We start from the raw sequence: 23,944 nt of genomic DNA on the forward strand, positions 1-23,944 counted from the left end.
ACCTCATTCCTGGTTGGTGGGGTCAGCGTACCCAGCGAGGAGCCGCGTCGATGGAGTTAGGTCAGCCTTGTTACTGGATCAGGTAGATGGTGGCGAACAGGCCGACCCAGACGATGTCGACGAAGTGCCAGTAGTACGAGACCACGATGGCGCTGATGGCCTGCTCGTGGGTGAATCGGCGCGCCATGAACGTACGGCCGATGACGAGGATGAAGGCGATGAGCCCGCCGATGACGTGCAGGCCGTGGAAGCCGGTGGCCAGGTAGAACATCGAGCCGTACGACGAGCTCGGGATGGTGACGTTCTCGTGGACCAGCTCGGCGTACTCGGTGGCCTGGCCGCCGATGAAGATCGCGCCCATGACGTAGGTGAGCACGAACCACTCGCGCATGCCCCACTTGCCGATCTGCAGGAGGGTGCCGGTGCGTCCGGGGCGGCCTCGCTCGGCGGCGAAGACGCCGTACTGGCAGGTGACCGACGACAGCACCAGGATCGTGGTGTTCACCGACGCGAACGGGATGTTCAGCTTGGCCGTCTCGACGTCCCACAGGTCGGGGGCGACGTTGCGGATGGTGAAGTACGCCGCGAACAGTCCCGCGAAGAACATCAGCTCGCTGGAGAGCCAGACGATGGTGCCGACGGTCACCATGGACGGACGTCCCTCGGTGCCGTGCAGACGGGAGGCGGGGATCACGGAGGTAGTGGCCACGCGCTCATTATGTACGATTCGTTTGTGAGTGAGCACAAGCCCCTGCGTGTTCTCGTGTACAGCGACGACCGCGACGTCCGAGCCACTGTCATCGCGGGCCTCGGCGCTCGCCCGCACCCCGATCTTCCGCCGTTCGACTACGTCGAGTGCGCCACCGAGCCGGTGGTGTGGAACCACCTCGACGAGGGCGGCATCGACCTCGTGATCCTGGACGGCGAGGCGGTTCCCGCCGGCGGTCTGGGCATCGCCCGGCAGATGAAGGACGAGATCTACCAGGCACCGCCGGTCCTCGTCCTCACCGGCCGTCCGCAGGACGCCTGGCTCGCCACCTGGTCGCGCGCCGAGGCCGCGCTGCCGCACCCCATCGACCCGCTGCGCCTGGCCGAGACCGTCATCGGTCTGGCCCGCGGGGTCCTCGCCTCGGCGTGACCTGACATGAGCCAGACCTGGCCGGACGTCCTGGCGACCCTCGTCGCCGGCCACGACCTCGACGCGGCCGCGACGTCCTGGGCCATGGAGGAGATCCTCTCCGGCAACGCCACCCCGGCCCAGATCGCCGGGTTCGCCGTCGCGCTCCGGAGCAAGGGCGAGACGCTCGCGGAGATGCAGGGCCTGGTCGACGCGATGTACCGCCACGCCGCGCCGCTGACGGTCGACCAGCGCGTCGTCGACATCGTCGGCACCGGCGGCGATCGCGCTCACACGGTCAACATCTCCACGATGTCGGCGGTCACCATCGCCGGCGCCGGCGTGCCGGTGGTCAAGCACGGCAACCGCGCCGCGTCCAGCTCCAGCGGATCGGCCGACGTGCTCGAGGCGCTCGGCGTGCGACTCGACGTGCCGCCGCTGAAGCTCCTCGACGTCCTGCGCGAGGCCGGCATCACGTTCTGCTTCGCCCCGGTCTTCCACGCGTCGTTCCGGTTCACCGCGGTGCCACGCCGCGAGCTCGGCATCGCCACGCCGTTCAACTTCCTCGGCCCGCTCACCAACCCGGCCCGGCCGGCCGCCATGGCCGTCGGGGTGGCCGACCCGCGCATGGCGCCGCTCATGGCGGGCGTGCTCGCCGGTCGCGGTGCCGACGCGCTGGTGTTCCGCGGCGACGACGGGCTGGACGAGATCACCACCACCACCACGTCGCACGTGTGGGTGGGCGACCCGGCCACGGGCGACGTGTCCGAGCACGTCGTCGACCCCACGCGCCTCGGCATCGACACGTCCGAGCCGTCGGCGCTCGCCGGTGGCGACCCCGCCTTCAACGCGGGCGTGTTCGGGCGCGTCCTCGACGGCGAGAAGTCGGCGGTCCGCGACGCCGTCCTGCTCAACGCCGGCGCGGGCATCGCCGCCCACGCGGCCGAGGCGGGCTCGTTGGAGGACCGGCTGGTCGCCGGCATCGAGCGGGCCCGGGAGTCGATCGACTCCGGCTCGGCGCGGTCCGTGCTCGACCGGTGGGCGTCGGCGACGCAGGCGCTCGTCTAGCCCGTCACAGACCGATGCTGAAGGCCTCTTCGAGGTCGTGCTGGCTGAACGTCTGGAACGCGATCTGCGTCTGGGTGGACAGGACGCCGTCGACCTTGTTGAGCTGGTCGGCCACGACGTCGGAGATCTCCTCGTGGGTCCGCACCCGCACCATGGCGAGGAGGTCGAGGTCGCCGGTGACGGAGTAGACCTCGCTGACCCCGTCGATGTCGGCGATCTGCTCGGCGATCTCGGACAGTCGCGAGACGTCGGCCTGGATGAAGACGATCGCGGTGATCATGGCGCCACCTTAGCCAGAAGGTCGAGGTGCCGTGCGCCGCTCTCCAGCGGCGAGCTCCAGGCGCCGCGAACCATCCGGAGCCCGGGCGTGTCGAGCCAGCGCAGCAGGCACTCGGTCTCCTCGGCCGTGGCGGCGGGGATCGGGCCGTACCCGGCGTCGACGGTCTCGGCCGTGGCGAGCAGCGCGTCGACCCAGCCGTGCGGGTGGGTGCCATGGGGCATGACGCCGGCGGCCGCCAGCCGGCCGTGCCGGATGGCGTGGATCTCCCACCCGTCCGGGTGCGGCGCGGCGGCCACCAGCTCCGGGACGCGGGTGAGCTCGAGGAGGCGCTGCGTGCGCACGACGCCGCGCACCAGCGCCGTGAGCCGGTCGCGCCAGCGGGCGGCGTCCTCGTAGCGCTGCTGCGTGGCGAGGTCGGACATCCGCCGGCCGATGGCGTCGACGAGCTCGGCGGGGTCGGCCGTCATGGCCCGACGGACCCGGTTCACCTCGGCGTCGTAGGCGTCGACCTCGACCGAGCCGTCGCAGGGGGAGAGGCAGTGCCCGAGCTCCGCGAGGACGCACGGGGTGCGCCGCGACCGCTTCGCGAGCTTGGGGGTGCACTGCCGGATGCGGAACGTGTCGTGCAGCGCGGCCGCAGCGTCCTCCGCCGCGACCCGGCCGCGGAACGGGCCGATGTAGTCGGCGTCGTCGTCGAGGATGCGCTGGACGACCGACAGTCGTGGCCAAGGCTCGCGGGTGAGCTTGAGCCAGGAGAGCCGGTCGGGGAACTTCGAGCGCCGGTTGTACGGCGGTCGGTGCCGGGCGATGAGTCGAAGCTCGCGCACCTGGGCCTCCAGGGCGGTGGCGCACACGACGGCCTCCACGCGCTGCGCGAGCATCACCATCTCGCCCATCCGGGACCGCGTCTCGGACTCGGTGAAGTAGGAGCGCACCCGGGTGCGCAGCCGCTTGGACGTGCCGACGTACAGGACGTCGTCGCGGGCGTCGCGGAAGAGGTAGACGCCCGGCGCCTGGGGCAGGTGGTCGGCGAGGTGGCGCTTCTTCCGCTGCGCGGGCGTGACCCGGGCCGTGAACGTGGACACCTCCTCCAGCGAGGAGACGCCGAGCGGGCCGAGCCGCTCGAACAGGCCGTGCAGGACGTCGACGGTGGCGCGGGCGTCCTCCAGGGCCCGGTGGTTGGGCGTGGTGGTGGCGCGGAAGTGCCGGGCGAGGGTGGCGAGCTTGACGTTGGGCACCTCGTCGCGCAACAGCGTGCGCCGGGCCAGGACCGCGGTGTCGAGCACCTCGAAGCGCGGCCACGGGATGCCGAGCTCGCGCGAGTAGTGCTTCAGGAAGCCGACGTCGAACGGCGCGTTGTGGGCGACGAGCACCGACCCCCGCGCGAACTCCAGGAAGCTCGGCATGACCTCGGCGATGCGCGGAGCGTGGATCACCATGGCGTCGGTGATGCCGGTCAGCACGGTGATGAACGCCGGGATGGACTCGTCCGGGTTCACCAGCGTCTGCAGCTCGCCGAGCACTTCGCCGCCGCGCACCTTGACCGCGCCGATCTCGGTGATCTTGCAGCCCTGGGCGGGGGAGCCGCCCGTGGTCTCGAGGTCGACGACGCAGAACGTCACGTCGCTCAGCGGGCGACCGAGGTCGTCGAACGAGGCCTGGACTGCTTCCACGCAGGGAACGGTAGGTCGGACATCCGACAGTGTGTTCGAACGACACGCCGGAACTGTCCGAGGTCCTGTCTAGCGTCTGGGACGTCAGCACTAGGAGGTGCTTCCCATGACCGATCCGACCGATCCCGTGGTCGTCGACTGCGACCGCTGCCTCGTCCGGAGCCCCGGCGCCTGCGGCGACTGCGTCGTCACCGTGCTCCTGGGCGCGCCCCCCGAGGGCATCGAGCTCGACCAGGACGAGGTCGCCGCTCTCGACGCCCTGGCCGACGGTGGCCTCGTGCCGCCCCTCCGGCTCGTGATCCCGATCACGGGACCGGCCACCCACACCGCCTGAGTTTCCCCAGGTACGGCGCGCGTATTTGATCGCGCACCCACGCCCCCCTAGAGTGAGGCCTCGTGCGTCCGGAGAAGGTGGACCGACATGGTCTGCCCCGGGAGCACCGCCGAGACTGATCGGCCGTCCCAGGCGGCCGTGACGTGCCGGGGAACCACGCAAGTGGGGTGAATCGACTCGTCCGCGAGTCGTAGGGCAGACCTTGGCCCGAACCCGTCAGCTCACCCGGTAGGCGTCGAGGATCGTAGGAGCGTTGTGCGCGTCACCCCCCATCGCCACACCACCACCCGCCGTACCCTGATCGCCCTCGCGAGCGTCACCGCGCTCTCCGCCGGCTTGATCGTGGGCGCGCAGGCCGAGCCCGACAAGAAGGTGACCGTCCACGACGTGGAGCAGGCCTTCCACCGCGTCGAGGCCGTCTCCGAGCAGGTCAACGGCCTGAAGGAGCAGATCAAGCAGACCAAGCAGGAGATCGACGACCTCTCCGAGGACATCGACCGCCAGATGGTCGGCTACCGCGCCCAGCGCGACGCCCTGAGCTCGGCGATCGTCCAGCAGCACATGGACGCGCCGCTCGGTCCCACGGTCAACCTGCTCGGCAGCCGCGACCCGGAGGAGTTCCTCGACGGCCTCGGTGCCGTCCAGGCCCTCAACAGCACGCGCGCCGACGCCCTGGAGTCGTTCGGCCGCACGGCCAAGCAGCTGAAGAACCGCAAGGCCCAGCTGGAGGACCGGCAGAAGTCCCTCAAGAAGGACCAGAAGGACGTCGCCAAGAAGAAGCGCGAGATCCGGAAGAAGTACCAGGCCGCGAAGGCCGAGCTCGGGCTGCTGAGCGCCGCCGACCAGGCCGCGTTCACCACCAGCGACCTGAACCTCGGCTTCGAGGTCGACGCGTCGGGTCGCGCCGCCCGCGCCATCCAGTTCGCCCAGGCCCAGCTCGGCGACCCGTACGTCTACGGCGGCACCGGCCCCAACTCGTGGGACTGCTCGGGCCTCGTGATGAAGGCCTACGCGGCTGCCGGTGTCTCGCTGCCGCGGGTCGTCGGACCGCAGTACTCCGCCACGCGCCACATCTCGATGGGCGCGCTGCAGCCGGGCGACCTCGTCTTCTACGGCGACATGTCCCACGTCGGCATCTACGTCGGTCACGGCAAGGTCATCCACGCCCCGCACCCCGGCCGGAGCGTCGAGTACACCGGTCTCGGCGGCTTCAGCAAGGCCGGACGGGTTGGCTGACCCCAGGTCCCGGCGACGCTTGTCGCCGAACCTGGTCGCCGGGGTCGTCCTCCTGGCACTCGCCGCCGGAGTCCTGCTCTGGCAGCGGCCGTGGAGCTCGTCGGATCCCGATGACGCCCCGGAGATCCCCGCCGACGCGGCCACCGTTCTGGCCGACCAGTTCCGCGCGCTGAGCGCGGCCGACAGCGAGGACGCGTTCGTGAAGGCGGCGGGCTCCGGCTCGGCCGCGCGCTCGTTCGCGCGCGACGCCTGGGCCGCCCGCGCGGCGCTGGACGTCCGCGACGTCGAGCTGCGCTACCTGCGCGGCGGCGAGGTCGCCGACCGGGCCGACGGCTCCACCACCGTCCAGGCCGCCGTGTCGTGGACGGCCGGCCCGGACTCGGTGGTCACCGGCACGTCCGTGCGGGACGCGACGGTGCGGTTCCGCGTCGACCCGCGCCGCGACGGCACGTTCGCCATCCGCTCCGCCACGTCCACGGAGCCGTTGCCGCTCTGGCTCGCCGGCCGCGTCGACGTCCAGCGGAAGCCCGGGGTCCGGGTGATCGCGGTCGACGGGGGAGTCCCGGGTCTCGACGTGATGTCGATGGCTCGCACGGCCGCGAGCACGGTCCGCTCCGTGGTCCGCGGCGTCGACGGCGACCTCACCGTGGTCTCACCCGCGACCCGGGCACTCACAGCCACGCTGGTCGGCCGGTCGCAGCAGGACGTGGAGCCGATCGCCGCGGTCACCACCACCGTCGACGGCGGCACCAAGACGGCCCGTGTCATCGTGCTCAACCCCGACCAGTTCCGCACCATGGACGCCCGCGCGGCGCAGGTCGTCGTCACTCACGAGGCCACGCACCAGCTCACCGACGCGGTCGGCACGTCGCCGGAGCCGTGGGTCGCGGAGGGCTTCGCCGACTTCGTCGCGCTCCACGACGACGACGCCCCGCTGACCCTGAGCGCCGGGCAGGCCCTGCGGTCCGTGCGAGAGAACGGCGCGCCCCGAGCCCTGCCGAGCGCGGCGGACTTCGGCGGCGCCGGCCGCGGTCTCGGGGCCGTGTACGAGGAGGCCTGGCTGGTCTTCCGGATGCTCGGCGAACGACTCGACGACGCCAGGATCGTGCGGTTCTACCGCGACGTCCTCCAGGGCGACTCGGCCGACAAGGCCGCGCGCGCCGATCTCGGCCTGACCGTTAAGCAGATCACCGCCGACTGGCGTCGCTACCTGACGAACAAGGCCTCGACGGTGTCGTGAAAGTCGCGCAGCACCGCGTTGCGCTTCACCTTGAACGACGGCGTCAGATAGCCGTTCGCCTCGGTCCAGTCGTCCGGCAGGATCACGAACTTGCGGATGGACTCCGCCTGCGAGACCTGGGAGTTCGCGTCGTCGATCGCGCTCTGCACCGCGGCCTCGAGCGCCGGGTCGTCCAGTGACCCGGCCCAGGCCTCGGTGTCGATGGTGACGAGCGCGGCGACGAACGGCTTGCCGTCGCCGACCACCAGGCACTGGCTGACGTACGGGTGGGCGCGGACCCGGTCCTCGAGCACGGCGGGCGCGACGTTCTTGCCGCCCGCGGTGACCAGGATCTCCTTCTTGCGGCCGGTGATGCGGACGTAGCCGTCGTCGTCGACGTCGCCGAGGTCGCCGGTGGCGAACCAGCCGTCGGCGTCCAGCGCCTCCGACGAGGCCTCCGGGTTGTGCCAGTAGCCGGTGAACACCTGGGGGCCGCGGAACCGCAGCTCGCCGTCGCTCGCGACCTCCACCTCGGTGCCGGGGAACGGCCGGCCGACGGTGCCGATGCGCTGGTGCTCGGGCGTGTTGACGCACAGCGCCGCGGTGGTCTCGGTAAGCCCGTATCCCTCCAGCACGGTGACGCCGATGCCCCGGTAGAAGTGCGCGAGGCGCTCACCGAGCGGCGCGCCGCCGGAGATCGCCCACTCGGCGTGCCCGCCGAGGGCGTCCCGGAGCTTGCCGTAGACGAGGCGGTCGAAGACCGCGTGCCGGCTGCGCAGGAGGAGGCCCGGCCCGCCGATGTCGATCGCCCGGCTGTAGGAGATGGCCGTCTGGACGGCGCGGTCGAAGATCCGGCCCTTGCCGTCCGCGTACGCCTTGGTGCTCGCCGTGTTGAACACCTTCTCGAACACGCGCGGGACGGCGAGGACGAACGTCGGCTGGAACTCGCCGAGGTGGGTGACCAGGTCCTTGATGTCGGCGGTGTGCCCGAGTCGTGCGCCGGACCGGATCGCGCCGACCTGGATGATCCGGGCGAACACGTGCGCCAGTGGCAGGAACAGCAGGGTCGACGCGTCGTCGCGGCCGAAGAGCTCGGGAAGCCGCTCGAGCGCGCCGGCGATCTCGGAACGGAAGTTGCCATGGGTCAGCTGGCAGCCCTTGGGCCGCCCGGTGGTGCCCGACGTGTAGATCAAGGTGGCCAACGAGTCGGGACCGAGGCTGGACCGGCGCTTCTCCAGGTCGTCGTCCGTGACGTCGGAACCCTCGTCGCGGAGCGCCTGGACGGCGGCGTCGTCGAGCACCCAGACGTGCGAGAGGTCGGGCGCCTCCGACCGGGCCTCGGCCACGCGATCGGCGTGCTCGGAGGTCTCGACCACGGCGGCGACGGCGCCGGAGTCGGCCAGGATCCAGGCGATCTGGGCGGCCGACGACGACTCGTACACGGGCACGGTGACGGCGCCGGCCCACCAGATCGCGTAGTCGAGCAGCGTCCACTCGTACCGGGTCTTGGAGAGCAGGGCGACGCGGTCGCCGGGCTGCACGCCGGCCGCGACGAGACCCTTCGCGACCTCGGTGACCTCCTGGTGGAAGGACCGCAGGGTCACGTCCTGCCAGGCGCCGTCGACGCGACGCAGGAGCGCGACGGCGTCGGGCTCGGTGGCGAGGCGGTCGAGGACGTCGTCGGTCAGGTTGCCGGGTGCTGTCGCGATCGTCGGTGCCACATGTCGCAGGCTACTCGGGGCGGGGACGCCCTACCTCCTGCGGCCACTACGATGGTCACGACCGAGACCTGGACGCCGAGGAGAGCAGATGGCCCGCACCACGAGCGACATCGTCATCGCCGCCCCGCCCGAGCAGATCATGGCCGTCATCGCCGACTTCGACGACTACCCGAACTGGGCCACCGGCGTCCGCAGCGCCGAGGTCGTGGAGCAGGACGGCGACCGCGCCGAGCGCGTCCACTTCGTGCTGGAGGCCGCGCCGATCCGCGACGAGTACGAGCTCGGCTACGTGTGGGACGGCGATCACTCCGTCACCTGGAGCCTCGTCGAGCGCGGCTCGATGCTCACCTCGATGGACGGCAAGTACCAGCTGGACCCGGTCGACGACGGCACCCGCGTCACCTATCAGCTGTCGGTCGACGTCTCGATCCCGATGCTCGGCATGCTCAAGCGCAAGGCCGAGAAGGTGATCATCGACACCGCCCTCAAGGGGCTGAAGAAGCACGTCGAGGGCAACCGGTGACCGATCCGGAGTCCGTCGGTTCGTTGGGGGAGGAGGCGGTCCGCCTGCTGCGCGCCTTCGCTGAGTCGTCGTCATCCGGCCGCCCCGACGCGGACGGTGAGCAGCCTGGAGCCGCTCACGTCTGCACCACCGCCTGGTGCCCGGTGTGCCAGGTCGTCGGCTTCGTGAAGGAGCACCCGGAGGTCGTCGAGCAGGTCGCCGACTCGGCCATCCAGATGGTCCGATCGGTGCGGGACGTGCTGCTCGACCAGGCGTCGTCCGGCCAGGGTGACGCTGACCCGACGAGCCCCGCATGACCGCCGACCACGGCGTCGGCGTCGACATCGGCGGCACCAAGATCGCCGCCGGTCTCGTCTCCGAGAAGGGGCAGATCGTCCACGCCGTGCAGGAGAGCACCCCGGAGGACGCGGACCTCATCGCTCCGGCGGTCGCCGAGCTCGTCAACCGCCTCCTCGCCTCTGACACCACCGGCCCGGTGGGCGCCGATCGCGTCGGCGGCATCGGCATCGGCGCGGCGGGCTTCGTCGACGCCGACCGGGCGACCGTGCGGTTCGCCCCGAACATCGACTGGGTCGACGAGCCGCTCGCGGCCAACGTCGGCCGCCTCGTCGACCTGCCCGTCGTCGTGGAGAACGACGCCAACGCCGCGGCCTGGGGCGAGTACCGCTTCGGCGCCGGTGAGGACACCGACGACCTCCTGCTCGTGACGGTCGGCACCGGCGTGGGCGGCGGGATCGTGCATCGCGGCACGCTGTTCCGCGGCGGCTTCGGCGCGGCGGCCGAGATCGGCCACATGCGCGTCGTGCCCGGCGGCCGGCTGTGCGGCTGCGGCCAGCACGGCTGCTTCGAGCAGTACGCCAGCGGTCGTGCTCTCGTCGCCGACGCTCGGCAACGTGTCGAGGCCGACGACCCGCAGGCCAGCCCGCTGCTCGAGGTGGCCGGCGACGCCGACTCCATCACCGGCCCGATGGTCACCGACCTCGCGCAGCAGGGCGACCCGATGTGCGTCGACCTGCTGCACGACGCCGGTCGCTGGCTGGGCGAGGGCATCGCCACGCTCGCCGCCGTGCTCGATCCCAGTGTCATCGCGATCGGCGGCGGCGTCGCCGACGCCGGAGACCTGCTGCTCGACCCGGCCCGCGCGGCCTTCGAGGAGCACCTCACCGCCCACGACCACCGCAAGGTCGCCGAGGTCCGGTTGGCCGCCCTCGGCAACGAGGCCGGGATCATCGGCGCGGCGGACCTGGCCCGGCTGGACCACTGACGTGCCCGAACGGCTCGCCCTGGGCTTCGACATCGGCGGCACCAAGATCGCCGCAGGGGTCGTCGACGAGGACGGGCGCGTCCTGGCCCGACGCGGCACCGAGACGCCCAGCACCGACCCCATGGCCGTGCTCGACGCGATCTCCACGATCACCGAGGAGCTCCGGAGCGACCACCACGTCCGCGCCATCGGCATCGGGGCCGCCGGCTTCGTCGACGCCACCGGCTCCACGGTGCTGTTCTCGCCGCACCTCGCGTGGCGCAACGAGCCCCTCCGCGACGCCGTGGCCCGGCGCACCCGCCTGCCCGTGCTCGTCGACAACGACGCCAACGCCTCAGGGTGGGCCGAGTGGCGCTTCGGCGCCGCGCAGAACGAGCCCGACCTCGTCCTCATCACGCTCGGCACCGGCATCGGTGGCGCCGTCGTCATCGACGGGCAGCCGTACCGCGGCCGCTACGGCCTGGCCGGCGAGTTCGGCCACATGCAGGTCGTGCCCGACGGGCTGCCGTGCGAGTGCGGCAACCGCGGCTGCTGGGAGCAGTACGCCAGCGGCCGCGTCCTCACCCGCCGCGGCCGGGAGGCGGCGGCGTCGGGCACGGAGCTCGGCCGGCGGCTGCTCGACGCGGTCGGCGGCGACCCCGAGGCGGTCACCGGGCGGCAGGTCACCGCGGCCGCCGAGGGTGGCGACGAGGAGGCCGTCGCCTGGCTGGCCGACGTGGGCGACTGGCTCGGCGTGGGCATCGCCGGGCTCGCGGCGGCGCTGGACCCCGGCGTCGTCGTGATCGGCGGCGGGGTGAGCGACGCCGGTGAGCTGCTGCTCGGTCCGGCGCGCGAGGCGTTCTCGCGGACGCTGACCGGCCGCGGCTACCGGACGGAGGCGCGCATCGTGCGGGCCCACCTCGGGCCCGAGGCCGGGCTCGTGGGTGCCGCCGACATGGCTCGACTCACAGCGCGGCGCCGTCGTCAGGCCAGTCCGGGCGCGAGGGTCCGTGTTCGGGCAGCTGGGAGATCAGGTAGATCGCCCCGGCGACGAAGATGAGCCCGATCCCGAGCAGCACCGGCCGGGCCAGCCACACGTGCAGGAACGTGGCCAGCATGATCGCCACCGGCGAGCCGAGCACCGCGATCCAGGCCGCCGTGCGCCCGCGGTGCGGCGGTCGCGGCGGGGGCGGCGTCACGCGGCGGTAGAACGGCTCGTCCGGAAGGTCGTCGAAGTCCACCGGCTCGGGTGACGGTGCCGCCGCAGGCGGCGGCCTGGGAGGATCGTCGGGGAACGAGAGGTCGAGATCGAGCCCTTGGACGATCTCGTCGAACTCGTCGTCAGGCTCGGGCATGGGACTCGATGAACGCCGTGGACTGCTTGACGATCAGCTCGGCGTCGTTGTCGATCGTGGCGACGTGGTAGCTGTCGTGGAGCGTGACGTACTCCGCCACCTCCGACGAGACACCCGCGCGGATGAGGCCGAGGCTGGTCTCGTCGACCACGTGGTCGTCGGTGGACCGGAACATCAGCAGCGGCGCCGTGACCTTCTCGAGGTCGGCCGCGACCAGGCGCCAGCCCTTCAGCTGTGACGCCAGGGCCTTGAGCGGCGTCTTGTCGTACCCGGTCTCGTCGGCGCCGGGCTTCTTGATGTCGTTGCCGATCCCGGGCATCGCCGGGACGACCCACTTCAGGGCCGGGACGAGACGCAGCTGCCAGTTGCGCAGCCCGATGGCGGGGTTCACGAGCACGACGGAGTCGACCTCGTCGGCCCGCTGCTCGGCCAGGCGCAGGGCGAGGGCCCCGCCCATGGAGAGCCCGGCGACGGCGACGGTGTCGCAGCGCGCGCGCAGCTCGTCGAACGCGGCCTCGACCTCGCCGTACCAGTCCTCCCAGCGGGTGCGGTTCAGGTCCTGCCAGGTGGTGCCGTGACCGGGCAGCCGGGGCACGCGGACGGTGTGCCCGCGCTCGGCCAGGGCACGTCCCCAGGGCGTCATCGACGCAGGTGAGCCGGTGAATCCGTGGCTCAGCAGCACACCCAGCGGTCCGCCGTCGGCGGTGAACGGCTCGGCTCCGGCGACGACGGCGGGGGAGGTCTCCATGCCCTCATCTTCCCTCATCTCACCATGGCGAGGTGACGGGTCTTTCAGAGTAGAGTCGCGTCGTGTTCTATTGGTTCCTCAAGTTCCTGGCGATCGGTCCGCTCCTCAAGCTGATCTTCCGCCCGTGGGCCGAAGGAACCGAGAACGTGCCCAGCGAGGGCGCCGTCATCCTCGCCAGCAACCACCTCTCCTACAGCGACTGGCTGTTCATGCCGCTCGTCATCCCGCGACGGGTGACGTTCGTCGCGAAGGCCGAGTACTTCGAGTCGCCGGGCATCAAGGGCTGGCTCCAGAAGAAGTTCTTCTCCGGGTCCGGTCAGGTACCGATCGACCGCACGAGCGGCAGCGCCGCGGCCGGCGCCATCAAGACGCAGCTGCGCCTGCTGTCCGAGGGCGAGGTCTGCGGCATCTACCCGGAGGGCACTCGGTCCCACGACGGCCGCCTCTACCGCGGTCGCACCGGCGTCGCCCGCCTCGCGCTGGAGGCCGGTGTGCCGGTCATCCCCGTCGCGGTGATCAACACCGACGTCGTCGCCCCGCCCGGCAAGGTCTTCGGGAAGTTCGCCCGTCCCGGCGTGCGCTTCGGCGAGCCGCTCGACTTCAAGCGGTACGACGGGCTGCAGGACGACCGCTACATCCTCCGGGCCATCACCGACGAGATCATGTACGAGATCATGCGACTCTCCGGCCAGGAGTACGTCGACCTCTACGCCCAGGACTCCAAGAAGCGCGACCGGGACGCCGAGCGCGAGGCCGCCAAGGTGGCCGCGCAGGCCGAGGCCGACGAGGTCTGGGAAGAGATCAAGCCCGACTGACCCGCACCACCCACACGAGCAAGGAGAAAGCTGATGCGCGTCGGCATGCTGACCGGGGGCGGCGACTGCCCAGGACTGAACGCGGTGATCCGTGGCGCCGTGCGGAAGGGCGTCACCGCCCACGGCCACGAGTTCGTCGGGTTCCGCGACGGATGGCGCGGCCCGCTCGAGGGCGACACCATGACGCTCGGGATCGACGAGGTGCGGGGCATCCTGCCGCGGGGCGGCACGATCCTCGGGTCCTCGCGCACCAACCCGTTCGCGATCGAGAACGGCGTCGAGCGCATCAAGGACAACCTGGCGGCCGCCGGCTGCGACGCCCTGATCGCCATCGGCGGTGAGGACACCCTCGGCGTCGCCACCAAGCTGGCCGACCTCGGCGTCAACGTCGTCGGCGTCCCGAAGACCATCGACAACGACCTCTCGGGCACGGACTTCACGTTCGGCTTCGACACGGCCGTCAACATCGCGATGGAGGCCATCGACCGGCTGCACACGACGGCCGAGTCGCACCACCGCGCCCTCGTCGTCGAGGTGATGGGCCGCCACGCGGGCTGGATCGCGTTGCACAGCGGCCTGGCCGGGGGCGCCAACATCATCCTGATCCCCGAGCGGCCGTTCGACATCGACAAGGTCTGCGCCCAGGTGGAGAGCCGCTTCGCGACGCACTACTCACCGATCATCGTGGTGGCCGAGGGCGCGACGCCGCTCGAGGGCACGATGGAGCTCGTCAGCGGCGAGAAGGACGCGTTCGGCCACGTGCGGCTCGGCGGCATCGGCGACCGGCTCGCGCACGAGATCGAGGAGCGCACCGGGCGCGAGGCCCGCGCCGTCGTGCTCGGCCACATCCAGCGCGGCGGCACGCCCACGGCGTTCGACCGCTGGCTCGCCACCCGGTTCGGCCTGCACGCCATCCAGGCGGTCACCGACGGGGAGTTCGGCACCATGGTCGCGCTGCGCGGCACCGAGATCGTCCGCGTCCCGCTGGCTGAGGGCACGTCGGAGCTCAAGGTCGTCCGGCCGGAGCTCTACGAGGAGGTCGAGGTCTTATTCGGGTGAACCGAGCGAGCCCTGGCGAGCGAGCGTGAACCCGGGCTAGCGGAGCGGGAGCGCGTCACGCCGAAGGCGTCCGGTGCGAAGCCGGGTGAGGAATCAGGCTCGCTCGGCACCTCGGTACCCTTGAGCGGTGAGCATCCCCAGTCTCGACGACCTCCGGGCGATCGGCGCTGCCCAGCAGCCGACGTACGCCGACGTCGCCGCGCGCGACGCCGCGGTCGAGACGCTGCGCAAGATGCCGCCGCTGGTCTTCGCCGGTGAGTGCGACGACCTTCGCGAGCGGCTGGCCGCCGTGAGCCGGGGCGAGGCGTTCCTGCTGCAGGGCGGCGACTGCGCCGAGACGTTCGAGGGCGTCACCGCCGAGAACGTCCGCAACAAGCTGCGGGTGCTGCTCTCGATGGCGGTCGTGCTCACCTACGCGGCGAGCGTTCCCGTCGTCAAGGTCGGCCGCCTGGCCGGCCAGTACGCCAAGCCGCGCTCGAGCGACACCGAGACGCGCGACGGCGTCACCTTGCCGGCCTACCGCGGCGACGCCGTGAACGGCTTCGACTTCACCCCCGAGTCCCGCGTCCACGACCCGCAGCGGCTCGTCGACGTCTACCACGCGTCCTCGGCCACCCTGAACCTCGCGCGCGCGTTCACCACCGGCGGCTACGCCGACCTGCGCCAGATGCACGCGTGGAACACCGACTTCGTGAAGCGCAGCCCCGTCGGCGTCAGCTACGAGCGCATCGGCGCCGAGATCGACCGGGCGCTGGCGTTCATGGACGCCATCGGCGTCGACCCGGACGAGTTCCACTCCGTCGACTTCTACTCCTCGCACGAGGCGCTGATCCTGGAGTACGAGCACGCGCTCACCCGCATCGACTCGCGCACCGAGCTGCCGTACGACGTGTCCGGCCACTTCGTGTGGATCGGCGAGCGCACGCGTCAGCTCGACGGGGCGCACGTCGAGCTGCTGAGCCACATCGCCAACCCCATCGGCGTGAAGCTCGGCCCCACCACCACGCCGGACGACGCGATCGCGCTGTACGAGAAGCTCAACCCCGAGCGCGTCCCCGGCCGGATCACGTTCGTCACCCGGTTCGGCGCGGGCAAGATCCGCGACCTGCTGCCGCACCTGGTGGAGAAGGTCACGGCCGCCGGTGTCGAGGTCGCCTGGGTCTGCGACCCGATGCACGGCAACACGTTCGAGGCCGAGAGCGGCTACAAGACCCGCGAGTTCGACGACGTCGTCGACGAGGTCCGTGGCTTCTTCGAGGTGCACCACTCCCTCGGCACGTGGCCCGGCGGCCTGCACGTCGAGCTCACCGGCGACGACGTCACCGAGTGCGTCGGCGGGGGAGCGAAGCTCTCGGCCGCCGACCTTTCGCACCGCTACGAGACGCTGTGCGACCCGCGCCTCAACCGCGAGCAGTCGCTCGAGCTGGCGTTCCTCGTCGCGGAGATGCTCAGCAAGTAGGTCTCACCCTTCAGGTTGGACCCGAAGCGTCATGAGCGTGGTGGCGAGCGAGTCGTACTGACCCACGAGCATGAGCAGCTCGATCGTCGTGGCCTCGTCGAGGTGCTGCCGGACAGCCGACCAGGTGGCGTCGTCGACGTCCTTGGTCCGGACCAGCTGGTCGGCGGCGGTGAGCAGGACGCGCTCCCGGTCGGTCCAGCCGGACCACTCGAGGTCGCCGGCGTGCTCGACCTGCTCGGCGGTGAGGCCCACGCGTCGGCCCAGGCGTCGGTGGTGGCCCTGCTCGTACGCGCACTCGCGCACGGCCGCGACGTGGAGGATGACGAGCTCGGTCTCACGACGCGGGAGCTTGCCGCCCGGCATCAGCTTGCCGCTGTACCAGAGCCACGCGCGGAACAGCCCGCGCTGGCGGCCGAGTGTCGTGAAGATGTTCGGCGGCGGTCCGCCCGTCACCCGGCCGGCCAGCCGGGCGAACACGTGGTTGACCAGGCCGATCTCGCGACGGCTGCCGGGAGCGATGCGGGGCGTGCTCATGGCTGGACTCTAACGGCCGGACTTGGACGGATGCCTCAGAACGGGAGGGCGGTGATCGTCACGGTGCTGCCGACCCTCGCCTTCGTCCCACCGCGCGGGCTCTGGGACCGGACCTTGAAGTTGCCGGTCCCCAGCACGGCACGGACCTTGAACCCGGCGGCCTCGAGCTGCTTGATCGCGAAGTTCTTCGAGTGACCGACCATGTCCGGCACCGGGATGAACTCCGGCCCCCGGGACACGGTGAGGACGATCGTGTCCTTCTTGAAGCCGGCGCCTGAGCTGGGGGACTGGCTGATGACGTCGCCCTTGGGGACCTCGTCGGAGAATGCCTGCTCGATGCTGACCTTGAAGCCGGCCTTCTCCAGTGCCTTCTTCGCGCCGGAGCCCGACTTGCCGGTGTAGTCGACGATGTCGATGGGCTTGCGGCCCTTGCTCAGGACGAGGTCGACGGCGGTGTTGCGCTTGACCTGGTCGCCCACGCGGAACTCGGCGGCCCGGACGACCTGACCCTTCTCGACCTTCTCGTCGTACGCGGTGGTGACGTCGCCGACCCGGAGGTTCAGCTTCTCCAGGGCGGCCGTCGCCTCGTCGAGGGTCTGGCCCTTGAGGTTGGGGATCGGGTACCGCTCCTTGCCGCGGGACACCACCGCCTCGATCGTGCCGCCGGGCAGGATGCGGTCGCCCGCGCCGGGATCGGTGCTGATGACCGTGCCGAGGGGCGCGGTCTCGGAGTAGGAGCGCTTGACGACCTCGAACTCGAACCCGGCGTCCTCGGCGTCCTTCGCAGCCTGCGTCTCGCTGCTGCCCACCAGCACGGGCGTCTCGACGTACCGGCCGATGCCGATGTACCAGCCGACGCCGGCGAGCACGAGGGCGGCGACGATGACGGCGACGAGCGAGAGCCGGCCGCGGCGGCTGGCGGGGCCGTCGGGCGTGGCCTCGCGGTACTCGCGCGGCGAGATCGGGGGCTGCACCCCGGTGGGCGGCGGGCTGCCGGCGCTCCACTGGACCGTGGGCTGGACGTCCTCCGCCGCCGTGACCCAGCCGACCGCCTCGGTCGGTGCGTCCTCGGCCGCGCTGGTGGCCGAGGCGACGGCGGCACCGCTGACCGCGGCGCCGGCAAGGCCGGTGGCCGCCGCGACGCCTCCGGTGGGCCGTGGCACTTGCTCGGTGTCCTCCTCGACGCCGGCGGCGTGATGCACCGGCGCCGACGGCATCAGGTCGGCCGTGAGCTCGGGGTCGTCCTTGAGACCTTCCTCGAGGGCGCGCTGGACGAGCCGGACCTGCTGCAGCAGCACCCGGGAGTCGGCCGACCGCTGGTCGCGGTCGCGGCACGTGGCCCGGGCGACCAGGGCGTCGACGTACGGCGGGATGCCGGCCCGGACCGAGCTCGGGGCGGCGACGTCCTCGTGCACGTGCTTGTAGGCCACCTGGATCGGCGACTCGCCCGAGTGCGGCTTGGCCGCCGTGAGCATCTCGTAGAGCATCGCGCCGCAGGCGTAGACGTCGGAGCGGGCGTCGGCGCCCTCGTTCACGACGATCTCCGGCGCCAGGTACGAGACGGTGCCGATCAGGGTTCCGCCGGTGGCGGTGGTGGCGGCGCTGACGGCGCGGGCCAAGCCGAAGTCGGCGACCTTCACCTCGCCGCCCGGCGTGATGAGGACGTTCTCGGGCTTGATGTCGCGGTGGATGAGGTGAGCGTCGTGGGCCGCCGACAGGGCGACGAGCACCTGGGACAGCAGCTCGAGGGCGCGGGTGGGCGACATCGGGCACTCGTCGCGCATGACGTCGCGCAGCGTCCTGCCCGGCACGTACTCCATGACGAGGTAGGTGATCTCGCCGTCGGTGCCCTGGTCGAAGACCGAGACGACGTTGCGGTGGTTGAGCTTGGCCGCGGCGCGCGCCTCGCGCTCGAACCGCTGCGTGAACGTGGCGTCGTCGCCGAGGCCGTGATGCATGACCTTGATCGCCACCGGCCGGTCGAGCCGCTGGTCAGTGCCCAGGAACACGCTGGCCATGCCGCCGCGGGCGATGCGCTCGCCGATGAGGTAGCGGCCGTCGAGCACCCGCCCGACGAGGGCTTCGTCGCCCATCACTGCCACGTCATCGCTCCTAGGGATCGCCGGTCGATCTTCCTGAGATTGTAGAGAGCGGTTCGGCGTGCCGAGCCCTCCCGTGGCGTGTCACAGCCCACTTCATCAGGGAGGATGGAGCAGTGCGCCGTCCCGCCTGGACCCTTCTCCTGCTGGTCGCTGCCGTCCTCGCGCTCCTGGTGCTGCAGAGAGTCGACACCGACGACGGCGGGAACCCGGCGCCCCAGGCGTCGGCCACGTCGCAGACCGCACCGTCCGGGCTGCCGGCCGAGGTGCAGGAGACGCTGGACCTCGTCGACCGGGGCGGACCGTTCCCGTACCGGCGCGACGGCGTGGTGTTCATGAACCGCGAGGGCCTGCTCCCCTCGCACGAGCGCGGGTACTGGCACGAGTACACGGTGCCGACGCCGGGGGCGCAGGACCGGGGGGCGCGGCGACTGGTGGTCGGTCGTGGGGGAGAGGCCTACTACACCGGCGACCACTACCGGACGTTCCGGAAGATCAGAGGACCGGGGGAGTCATGACGAGCAGGTTCGACGACCTCCTGGCCGGAGCCGCGTCGCCCGGGCTGTTCGAGTGGCGCGGCGACGCCGAGCGCGACCTCGTGGGCGAGGCGATCGGCGCGGGCTGGGCGGCCTGGCCGCTGGACACGTCGGCCGTCGTCTCGCGGCAGGGCTTCTACGACGAGGTCCGGTCCGCCTGGGGGCTGCCGCCGTGGTTCGGTGACAACCTCGACGCACTCTTCGACGCGCTGGGCGAGATGACGTTCTCTGAGAGTCTCGTCGTGTGGGACGGGTCGGCCGCGCTCGCGGACACCGATCCGGAGCTGGCGGCGTCGGTGCTGAGCGTCCTGCGCGACGCGATCGACGCCGCGGACTCCTTCTCGGTGGTGCTGCGTCAGGACCCGATGGTCATCGGGTCCGACGGGTTGCTGTGAGCAGCAGCGGCTCCAGCACGTGGCGGGACCCGGCCGGCAAGGCGTCGAGGGCCGCGTCCGCCTGACGCTCCAGGCGGTCGATGTCGGCCTCGACGGCGTCGAGCGCGCCAGTGCTCCGGATCAGCTCGCGCAGCTCGTCGACGCCCTCCGCGGTGCCGAGCGTCCGCCACAGCGTCTCGCGATCGCCCGGCTCGGCGAGCTCGGCGGCCCGTGCGACGAGGACGGTCCGCTTGCCCTCCCGGAGGTCGTCGCCGGCCGGCTTGCCGGTGACCTCCGGATCACCGAAGACGCCGAGCACGTCGTCGCGGAGCTGGAACGCCTCGCCCAGCGGGATCGCGACGTCGGACAGCGCGGCGACGAGCTCGTCGCTCCCGCCGGCCAGTGCCGCACCCAGGTGCAGGGGCCGCTCGACCGTGTACTTCGCCGACTTGTACCGGACGACCCTCATGGCCGTCTCGACGTCGACCGACGAGCGGGTCTGGGCGAGCACATCGAGGTACTGGCCGGAGGCGACCTCGCTCTTGCACAGGTCGAGGTAGTGCAGGGCCCGCGCGGTGCCGGGCAGGTCGCTGGTGCGGAACTGCTCGTCGGCCCAGGAGAGCATCAGGTCGCCGAGCAGCACCGCGACCGAGGCGCCGTGCTGCACCGCGTCACCGGCGAGGGCGGCGTCGCGGTGCACCTGCTCGAACGCGCGGTGGACGCTCGGGCGGCCGCGCCGCGTGTCGGAGCCGTCCATGAGGTCGTCGTGCACGAGGGCACTGCCCTGCAGCCATTCCAGTGCGGCGGCGGCCCGGTCGAGTCCCGGCTCGTCGGCCGCTCCACCGGCGACCAGCCACCCGGCGCGGCAGAACAGCGGGCGCAGCCGCTTGCCGCCCCGGACGAAGTCGTGCGCGGCGTCCAAGAACGGGTGCAGATCAGGGCCGAGACCGGCGAGGACCGTGCGCTGGCGCTCGACGAAGGCGTCGAGCGCGGCGTCGACGCGCGTCCGGAATGCGTCATCGTCTGCGGTCGCCACGAGCCGGACGATACCGTTGGAACCATGCCGGACCTGGACCGATCCCTCGCCGCGCACCTGCGTGACGGCGTCCCGAGCTTCTCCTTCGAGTTCTTCCCGCCCAAGGACGACGCGGGCGAGGAGGTGCTGTGGAACACCATCGCCGACCTCGAGCCGCTCGAGCCGACGTTCGTCTCGGTCACCTACGGCGCCGGCGGCACGAGCCAGGAGCGCACCGTGCGCATCACGGCGCGCATCGCCGAGCAGAGCGGCATGCGGGCCATCGGCCACCTGACCCTGGTCGCCCAGAGCAAGGGCGAGATCGAGGACGTCCTCAAGCAGTACGCGGCCGCCGGCATCGACCACGTCCTGGCCCTGCGCGGCGACCCGAAGGGCGGCCCGCGCGCCCCGTGGGAGCCGCACCCGGACGGCATGACCTACGCCATCGACCTGGTCGAGCTCGCCGGCGACCTCGGCGGGTTCTGCATCGGGGTCGCGGCGTTCCCCGAGGGCCATCCGGACGCCGCGAGCCTCCAGGCCGACGCCGAGGTGCTCGTCGCCAAGGAGCGCGCCGGCGCCGAGTACGCGATCACCCAGCTGTTCTTCCGCGCGTCCGACTACTTCGACCTCGTGCAGCGCGTCCGGGACCTGGGCGGCCGGATCCCGATCATCCCGGGCATCATGCCGATCCTGAACTTCGCGCAGGTGTCGAGGATGGCCGAGCTGTCCGGTGCGGAGATCCCGCGCGAGGTGCTCGACCAGATCGAGCCGATCTCCGACGACAAGGACGCGGTGCGGGCCAAGGGCATCGAGCTTGCCACCCAGCTGTGCCGCGACCTGCTCGCCGGCGGAGCGCCCGGTCTGCACTTCATCACGCTGAACCGCTCCAAGGCGACGCGGGAGATCTTCGAGACGCTGCGGTCCGAGGGCCTGGTCTAGCGGGGCGCCGCGCCGAGGTGCTCGGCGATCGTCGCCGTCGCCATGCCGATCTCCTCGATCGTGCTGCCGGGGTGCGCGTGCGCGCCGGCCATGAACAGGGTGTCTCCGAACCGCTGCGTCGCGTCGGTGCCCGGCCGGTCGAGCACGGTGCTCCAGCCCTGCCACGCCCAGCCCCAGTGACCCAGGCGGACGAGGTCCGCCGGCCCGAGGTCGTGGCGCTCGACCACGTGCTCCTCGATGCGGATGCCGGCACGCTTGAGCGCGGTCAGCGGGTCCTCGGCGTTGTGGTGCGCGACGGTGACGAGCGGGCCGTCGCTCCACAGGCGGAGCGCGGGCTTGCCGTGGAACACGAGGTCGCGCGGCAGTGCGGGCGCGTCGGCGTCGAGCAGCAGGAGCATGCGCGACGCGGGGATGGCCGGCAGCCCGCGCGGCTCGGGCAGGGGAGCGGGCCAGGTAGGGGCGCACCACAGGACGACGTCGGCCTCGACGGAGCCGGTGTCGGTCACCGCGCCGGTGACGCGCCCGCCGCTGACGGTGAGCTCGTGCGCCGCCGTGCCGAGGCGGACCTCGACGCCCCGCTCCTCGAGCCGGCTCGTGAGCGCGTCGGCGAGGGCCGGGAGGCCGCCGTCCACCTGCCAGCGGCCGAAGTTGCGCTCCACGTAGTGCTGCACCGCGACGAAGGCAGGCGTCGACTCCAGGTGCTGGCCCTCGAGCCGCAGCTCGTCGCGCACCATGGTGCGGAGCCGGTCGTCCCGGAGGTCCTTGCGAGCCATCCGCCGGAGGGAGCGCCGGCCGCCGAGGTCCGACCGCAGGATCGACTCGACGTCGTCGCGCCCGTCGATCAGTCGCTCGAGGACGGACCGGCGGAGGACGTCCCACTGGTCGGCCAGGGTGTCGACCCACGGGTTCCAGGCGTCGGCCCCGAGTGCGGCCTCGACGGCGTCGTGCTGGTCGGAGCGGCGCCCCATGGGCAGGTCGAGGACCGACCGGTCGGAGAACACGTGCCGGCGGCCCTCGACCGGGAGGAGGTCGACGACCTTCTCCATCGGGCGACCGGACTTGCGGAACAGGTCGCGCAGCACGCCCGGCAGCGAGACGGTGTCCGGGCTGAGCTGCCAGGTGTGGCCGCCGACCTCGTGGCCGCGCAGTCGCCCGCCCAGGACGTCGCCGGCCTCGAGGATCGTCACGGTGTGGCGCAGCTTCGCGAGGCGCGCCGCGACGGACATCCCCGCGAACCCGCCGCCGACCACGACCACGTCCGCCATGCACCGCAGAGTACGGGGCGGCAGATGGACCCGGCGGGGGTGCCGGGCCGTGGGCGGCGAATGGATCTAGCGCTGTGGCACAGTGCTGTCCATGGGACCGGTCCGGACTGAGGTCATGTGGAACGCGGTGCTCGACGCCGTCGCCGCGACCTCCCACGACCGTCCGCTCGACGTCCTCGACCTCGGCGGAGGCACCGGCGGCGACGCCGTCCGGCTGGCGCTCCTCGGGCACCGAGTGACCGTCGTAGACCCGAGCCCCGACGCCCTGGCGTCCCTGGACCGTCGAGCGAGCGAGGCCGGCACCGCGGTCACCGGGATCTTGGGTGACACGGAGGACCTCGTCGAGCACGTCGACGCCGGGTCGTTCGACCTCGTCGTGTGCCACGGCGTGCTGGAGCACGTCGACGACCCGGGGCAGGCCCTCGCGTCCACCGCGAAGGTGCTGCGGGACGGCGGCCACGTGAGCATCGTGGTCGCGGGCCGGCTGGCCGGTGTCGTGGCTCGCGCGCTGGCCGGCGACTTCGCCGGCGCCGAGACGCTGTTCTCCGCCCGGGCCGACACCTGGGACCTGCGGACCGACGGCCCGCGGCGGTTCGTCGTCGCGGAGATCGACGCCCTCCTGGCCGCCCACGGCTTCACGCCCGTGCAGACGAACGCCCTGCGCGTGTTCGCGGACCTGGTCCCGAGCGCCCTCGTGGACATCGAGCCGGGCGCGCGGGACGCGCTGTTCGCCCTGGAAAGGCTGGTGAGGACGTCGCCCGACATGGCTGCGCTTTCCGCTGGTCTGCAGTCCGTCGCGCGCCTAGACTTGACCACAGCACCGTCCGATCGAGGAGTTCCCCGTGCCACTGTCTGAGGAAGAGGCCCGACTGCTGCACCAGCTGGAGCAGTCCCTCGCCGCCGAGGACCCCGACTTCGCGTCGACGCTCCGCGGTTCCAAGTTCCTGGCGCACAACCGCCGGGTGGCTGTCCTCGCGGTGCTCGGGTTCGTGGCCGGCATGGCCCTGCTGCTCGGCGGCGCGGTCTCGGCCATGACGTGGCTGGGCGTGCTCGGCTTCGTGGTGATGCTCGGCTCGGCCTATCTCTTCGTGACGGCCTGGAAGCGTGGCATCGGCACGAGCGAGGAGCGACGGGCGGAGTCCGCCCCGAGCAAGCCCACCGGCTCGATCATCGACCGCTTCGAGGAGCGCTTCCACCGCCGCCAGGACGGCGACGGCTTCTAGCTCGCACGGCCTGAGCGCTCCACTTCCCTCCACTTCCGACTGACCGCCCTCACCAGGGCGGTCTTTTCGTTGCGCCTCCAGGCCTGATCGCCCGCTCCACGGGTCGCTG

General features: G+C 71.8%; 27 protein-coding genes and 1 riboswitch. Of the genes, 17 read left to right on the forward strand and 10 right to left on the reverse strand.

Translation table 11 applies throughout. The annotated features are described in order from the left end of the window. Positions 1–70: 70 nt before the first annotated feature. A complete protein-coding gene (gene ctaE / locus FHP06_RS00730) occupies positions 71–709 on the reverse strand; it encodes an aa3-type cytochrome oxidase subunit III (RefSeq protein ID WP_456236631.1) in 639 nt (212 codons plus the stop codon). Positions 710–733: 24 nt separating this feature from the next. On the opposite strand from ctaE, the gene FHP06_RS00735 reads away from it, so the two are divergent. Together FHP06_RS00735 and trpD are read left to right on the forward strand one after the other, a co-directional pair. Then, positions 734–1,138 carry an Rv3143 family two-component system response regulator gene (locus FHP06_RS00735; protein WP_147682847.1) on the forward strand — a complete coding sequence of 135 codons (405 nt, stop codon included), beginning with the start codon at positions 734–736 and terminating at the stop codon, positions 1,136–1,138. Positions 1,139–1,144: 6 nt separating this feature from the next. Beyond that, entirely contained in the window at positions 1,145–2,185 is a 1,041-nt protein-coding gene (gene trpD / locus FHP06_RS00740) for an anthranilate phosphoribosyltransferase (RefSeq protein ID WP_147682849.1), read from the forward strand. 4 nt (positions 2,186–2,189) lie between these two features. On the opposite strand, the gene FHP06_RS00745 is transcribed toward trpD, so the two are convergent. Together FHP06_RS00745 and FHP06_RS00750 are read right to left on the reverse strand one after the other, a co-directional pair. Continuing rightward, positions 2,190–2,465 carry an Lrp/AsnC family transcriptional regulator gene (locus FHP06_RS00745; protein WP_147682851.1) on the reverse strand — a complete coding sequence of 92 codons (276 nt, stop codon included), beginning with the start codon at positions 2,463–2,465 and terminating at the stop codon, positions 2,190–2,192. After that, a complete protein-coding gene (locus FHP06_RS00750; RefSeq protein WP_147682852.1) occupies positions 2,462–4,138 on the reverse strand; it encodes a DEDD exonuclease domain-containing protein in 1,677 nt (558 codons plus the stop codon). The genes FHP06_RS00745 and FHP06_RS00750 overlap by 4 nt, the downstream gene beginning before the upstream one ends. 106 nt (positions 4,139–4,244) lie before the next feature. On the opposite strand from FHP06_RS00750, the gene FHP06_RS00755 reads away from it, so the two are divergent. From FHP06_RS00755 to FHP06_RS00765, 3 genes are all read left to right on the forward strand, one after another. Beyond that, positions 4,245–4,472: a hypothetical protein gene (locus tag FHP06_RS00755; RefSeq protein WP_147682854.1), complete on the forward strand. Its 228-nt coding sequence runs from the start codon at positions 4,245–4,247 to the stop codon at positions 4,470–4,472. 97 nt (positions 4,473–4,569) lie between these two features. Then, a riboswitch (cyclic di-AMP (ydaO/yuaA leader) is annotated at positions 4,570–4,722 on the forward strand. 5 nt (positions 4,723–4,727) lie between these two features. Further along, positions 4,728–5,708 (forward strand): C40 family peptidase, encoded by a 981-nt coding sequence (locus tag FHP06_RS00760; RefSeq protein WP_222706314.1) that lies wholly within the window; start codon positions 4,728–4,730, stop codon positions 5,706–5,708. Continuing rightward, positions 5,701–6,948 (forward strand): gluzincin family metallopeptidase, encoded by a 1,248-nt coding sequence (locus FHP06_RS00765; RefSeq protein WP_147682856.1) that lies wholly within the window; start codon positions 5,701–5,703, stop codon positions 6,946–6,948. The genes FHP06_RS00760 and FHP06_RS00765 overlap by 8 nt, the downstream gene beginning before the upstream one ends. Here the strand turns inward: FHP06_RS00765 and FHP06_RS00770 are convergent. Beyond that, positions 6,915–8,648 (reverse strand): AMP-dependent synthetase/ligase, encoded by a 1,734-nt coding sequence (locus FHP06_RS00770; protein ID WP_230973358.1) that lies wholly within the window; start codon positions 8,646–8,648, stop codon positions 6,915–6,917. The two genes, FHP06_RS00765 and FHP06_RS00770, sit on opposite strands and share 34 nt — an antisense overlap. A gap of 88 nt (positions 8,649–8,736) precedes the next feature. Here FHP06_RS00770 and FHP06_RS00775 point away from each other — a divergent pair, with 88 nt between their 5' ends. The 4 genes from FHP06_RS00775 to FHP06_RS00790 are packed head-to-tail and all read left to right on the forward strand — an operon-like array spanning position 8,737 to position 11,474. Then, positions 8,737–9,171, forward strand: coding sequence for an SRPBCC family protein (locus FHP06_RS00775; protein WP_147682860.1), 435 nt, complete (start codon positions 8,737–8,739; stop codon positions 9,169–9,171). Further along, complete coding sequence (locus tag FHP06_RS00780; RefSeq protein WP_147682862.1) at positions 9,168–9,467, forward strand: hypothetical protein; 300 nt, start codon at positions 9,168–9,170, stop codon at positions 9,465–9,467. The genes FHP06_RS00775 and FHP06_RS00780 overlap by 4 nt, the downstream gene beginning before the upstream one ends. Next, the gene (locus FHP06_RS00785; RefSeq protein ID WP_147682864.1) at positions 9,464–10,435 is read left to right on the forward strand and encodes an ROK family glucokinase; all 972 of its coding nucleotides are present in this window, start codon (positions 9,464–9,466) and stop codon (positions 10,433–10,435) included. Before FHP06_RS00780 ends, FHP06_RS00785 begins: the two co-directional genes overlap by 4 nt. Position 10,436: 1 nt before the next feature. Further along, positions 10,437–11,474: an ROK family glucokinase gene (locus FHP06_RS00790; protein ID WP_147682866.1), complete on the forward strand. Its 1,038-nt coding sequence runs from the start codon at positions 10,437–10,439 to the stop codon at positions 11,472–11,474. Here FHP06_RS00790 and FHP06_RS00795 read toward each other — a convergent pair. Continuing rightward, positions 11,380–11,769: a hypothetical protein gene (locus tag FHP06_RS00795; protein ID WP_147682868.1), complete on the reverse strand. Its 390-nt coding sequence runs from the start codon at positions 11,767–11,769 to the stop codon at positions 11,380–11,382. The genes FHP06_RS00790 and FHP06_RS00795 overlap by 95 nt on opposite strands. Then, the gene (locus tag FHP06_RS00800; protein ID WP_147682870.1) at positions 11,756–12,517 is read right to left on the reverse strand and encodes an alpha/beta hydrolase; all 762 of its coding nucleotides are present in this window, start codon (positions 12,515–12,517) and stop codon (positions 11,756–11,758) included. The genes FHP06_RS00795 and FHP06_RS00800 overlap by 14 nt, the downstream gene beginning before the upstream one ends. Before the next feature lie 62 nt (positions 12,518–12,579). Between FHP06_RS00800 and FHP06_RS00805 the strand changes: the two genes are divergently transcribed. The 3 genes from FHP06_RS00805 (at position 12,580) to FHP06_RS00815 (ending at position 15,850) form a co-directional block, all read left to right on the forward strand. Next, a complete protein-coding gene (locus FHP06_RS00805) occupies positions 12,580–13,332 on the forward strand; it encodes a lysophospholipid acyltransferase family protein (protein ID WP_147682872.1) in 753 nt (250 codons plus the stop codon). A 33-nt stretch (positions 13,333–13,365) separates the two neighbouring features. After that, positions 13,366–14,391 carry a 6-phosphofructokinase gene (locus FHP06_RS00810; RefSeq protein WP_147682874.1) on the forward strand — a complete coding sequence of 342 codons (1,026 nt, stop codon included), beginning with the start codon at positions 13,366–13,368 and terminating at the stop codon, positions 14,389–14,391. A gap of 127 nt (positions 14,392–14,518) precedes the next feature. Then, positions 14,519–15,850: a class II 3-deoxy-7-phosphoheptulonate synthase gene (locus FHP06_RS00815; protein WP_147682876.1), complete on the forward strand. Its 1,332-nt coding sequence runs from the start codon at positions 14,519–14,521 to the stop codon at positions 15,848–15,850. A 3-nt stretch (positions 15,851–15,853) separates the two neighbouring features. On the opposite strand, the gene FHP06_RS00820 is transcribed toward FHP06_RS00815, so the two are convergent. Together FHP06_RS00820 and pknB are read right to left on the reverse strand one after the other, a co-directional pair. Continuing rightward, a complete protein-coding gene (locus tag FHP06_RS00820; RefSeq protein WP_147682878.1) occupies positions 15,854–16,384 on the reverse strand; it encodes a carboxymuconolactone decarboxylase family protein in 531 nt (176 codons plus the stop codon). Between the two features lie 35 nt (positions 16,385–16,419). After that, the gene (pknB, locus tag FHP06_RS00825) at positions 16,420–18,477 is read right to left on the reverse strand and encodes a Stk1 family PASTA domain-containing Ser/Thr kinase (RefSeq protein ID WP_230973389.1); all 2,058 of its coding nucleotides are present in this window, start codon (positions 18,475–18,477) and stop codon (positions 16,420–16,422) included. Positions 18,478–18,599: 122 nt separating this feature from the next. Between pknB and FHP06_RS00830 the strand changes: the two genes are divergently transcribed. Together FHP06_RS00830 and FHP06_RS00835 are read left to right on the forward strand one after the other, a co-directional pair. After that, positions 18,600–19,001: a ribonuclease domain-containing protein gene (locus tag FHP06_RS00830; RefSeq protein WP_147682881.1), complete on the forward strand. Its 402-nt coding sequence runs from the start codon at positions 18,600–18,602 to the stop codon at positions 18,999–19,001. After that, on the forward strand, positions 18,998–19,414 hold the full coding sequence (locus FHP06_RS00835) for a barstar family protein (protein WP_147682883.1): 417 nt from the start codon (positions 18,998–19,000) through the stop codon (positions 19,412–19,414). The genes FHP06_RS00830 and FHP06_RS00835 overlap by 4 nt, the downstream gene beginning before the upstream one ends. Here FHP06_RS00835 and FHP06_RS00840 read toward each other — a convergent pair. Continuing rightward, entirely contained in the window at positions 19,389–20,429 is a 1,041-nt protein-coding gene (locus FHP06_RS00840; RefSeq protein WP_230973359.1) for a polyprenyl synthetase family protein, read from the reverse strand. The genes FHP06_RS00835 and FHP06_RS00840 overlap by 26 nt on opposite strands. A 24-nt stretch (positions 20,430–20,453) precedes the next feature. Between FHP06_RS00840 and metF the strand changes: the two genes are divergently transcribed. After that, positions 20,454–21,347 (forward strand): methylenetetrahydrofolate reductase [NAD(P)H], encoded by an 894-nt coding sequence (gene metF / locus FHP06_RS00845; RefSeq protein ID WP_147682885.1) that lies wholly within the window; start codon positions 20,454–20,456, stop codon positions 21,345–21,347. On the opposite strand, the gene FHP06_RS00850 is transcribed toward metF, so the two are convergent. Beyond that, positions 21,344–22,612 (reverse strand): phytoene desaturase family protein, encoded by a 1,269-nt coding sequence (locus FHP06_RS00850; RefSeq protein ID WP_147682887.1) that lies wholly within the window; start codon positions 22,610–22,612, stop codon positions 21,344–21,346. The genes metF and FHP06_RS00850 overlap by 4 nt on opposite strands. Positions 22,613–22,703: 91 nt before the next feature. Between FHP06_RS00850 and FHP06_RS00855 the strand changes: the two genes are divergently transcribed. Both FHP06_RS00855 and FHP06_RS00860 read left to right on the forward strand, forming a co-directional pair. Next, the gene (locus tag FHP06_RS00855) at positions 22,704–23,468 is read left to right on the forward strand and encodes a class I SAM-dependent methyltransferase (protein ID WP_147682889.1); all 765 of its coding nucleotides are present in this window, start codon (positions 22,704–22,706) and stop codon (positions 23,466–23,468) included. Then, on the forward strand, positions 23,455–23,835 hold the full coding sequence (locus tag FHP06_RS00860) for a DUF3040 domain-containing protein (RefSeq protein WP_147682891.1): 381 nt from the start codon (positions 23,455–23,457) through the stop codon (positions 23,833–23,835). The genes FHP06_RS00855 and FHP06_RS00860 overlap by 14 nt, the downstream gene beginning before the upstream one ends. Positions 23,836–23,944: the final 109 nt, after the last annotated feature.

It is taken from the genome of Aeromicrobium terrae, assembly GCF_008039565.1.
In the GTDB taxonomy this organism is placed as follows: Bacteria; Actinomycetota; Actinomycetes; order Propionibacteriales; family Nocardioidaceae; genus Aeromicrobium; species Aeromicrobium terrae.

What these genes read in the sequence shown, in the direction of transcription:
- trpD (WP_147682849.1), top strand. Translation starts at nt 1,145, where the DNA reads ATGAGCCAGACCTGGCCGGACGTCCTGGCGACCCTCGTCGCCGGCCAC.
- FHP06_RS00745 (WP_147682851.1), bottom strand. Translation starts at nt 2,465, where the DNA reads ATGATCACCGCGATCGTCTTCATCCAGGCCGACGTCTCGCGACTGTCC.
- FHP06_RS00755 (WP_147682854.1), top strand. Translation starts at nt 4,245, where the DNA reads ATGACCGATCCGACCGATCCCGTGGTCGTCGACTGCGACCGCTGCCTC.
- FHP06_RS00775 (WP_147682860.1), top strand. Translation starts at nt 8,737, where the DNA reads ATGGCCCGCACCACGAGCGACATCGTCATCGCCGCCCCGCCCGAGCAG.
- FHP06_RS00785 (WP_147682864.1), top strand. Translation starts at nt 9,464, where the DNA reads ATGACCGCCGACCACGGCGTCGGCGTCGACATCGGCGGCACCAAGATC.
- FHP06_RS00795 (WP_147682868.1), bottom strand. Translation starts at nt 11,769, where the DNA reads ATGCCCGAGCCTGACGACGAGTTCGACGAGATCGTCCAAGGGCTCGAT.
- FHP06_RS00800 (WP_147682870.1), bottom strand. Translation starts at nt 12,517, where the DNA reads ATGGAGACCTCCCCCGCCGTCGTCGCCGGAGCCGAGCCGTTCACCGCC.
- FHP06_RS00810 (WP_147682874.1), top strand. Translation starts at nt 13,366, where the DNA reads ATGCGCGTCGGCATGCTGACCGGGGGCGGCGACTGCCCAGGACTGAAC.
- FHP06_RS00820 (WP_147682878.1), bottom strand. Translation starts at nt 16,384, where the DNA reads ATGAGCACGCCCCGCATCGCTCCCGGCAGCCGTCGCGAGATCGGCCTG.
- pknB (WP_230973389.1), bottom strand. Translation starts at nt 18,477, where the DNA reads ATGGGCGACGAAGCCCTCGTCGGGCGGGTGCTCGACGGCCGCTACCTC.
- FHP06_RS00835 (WP_147682883.1), top strand. Translation starts at nt 18,998, where the DNA reads ATGACGAGCAGGTTCGACGACCTCCTGGCCGGAGCCGCGTCGCCCGGG.
- metF (WP_147682885.1), top strand. Translation starts at nt 20,454, where the DNA reads ATGCCGGACCTGGACCGATCCCTCGCCGCGCACCTGCGTGACGGCGTC.
- FHP06_RS00850 (WP_147682887.1), bottom strand. Translation starts at nt 22,612, where the DNA reads ATGGCGGACGTGGTCGTGGTCGGCGGCGGGTTCGCGGGGATGTCCGTC.
- FHP06_RS00855 (WP_147682889.1), top strand. Translation starts at nt 22,704, where the DNA reads ATGGGACCGGTCCGGACTGAGGTCATGTGGAACGCGGTGCTCGACGCC.